This is a genomic window from Anoxybacillus sp. ST4, from assembly GCF_019448545.1.
In the GTDB taxonomy this organism is placed as follows: Bacteria; Bacillota; Bacilli; order Bacillales; family Anoxybacillaceae; genus Anoxybacillus; species Anoxybacillus pushchinoensis.
Window position 1 is genome coordinate 1 of sequence record NZ_JAHZOE010000084.1, and the last position, 360, is coordinate 360.

The following is a 360-nucleotide window of genomic DNA, read 5'->3' on the forward strand; positions in this document are numbered from 1 at the left end:
GGTAACCCTTACGGGAGCCAGCCGCCGAAGGTGGGGCAAATGATTGGGGTGAAGTCGTAACAAGGTAGCCGTATCGGAAGGTGCGGCTGGATCACCTCCTTTCTAAGGATAAATACGAAAAGCGGAGGCGACTGTTCAGCCCCGACAAGCGCTGGAGGGTCTGCGAGGAGGCTGTTGCCGCCACAGCAGGACCGAAGCGGCTCGAGGGGCTAGGAGCCGTAGCTAGACATAAAGAAAAGCGGAGAACGGTTCTTGACGTAGTCAAGAAAACATCCGACGGAAGCGCAAGCTTTCGACGAGACGTGCGTGCACGTCGATGGAGAAAGCGGACGCGGAGGAGGATGTTAGTTCGTAGCTAGA

Annotated in this window: 1 rRNA gene; it reads left to right on the top strand. The window is 56.9% G+C overall.

Annotation, left to right across the window (positions count from 1 at the left end):
- Positions 1–102, top strand: a 16S ribosomal RNA gene (locus tag K1I44_RS15105); the annotation flags it as partial.
- Between the last annotated feature and the right edge of the window lie 258 nt (positions 103–360).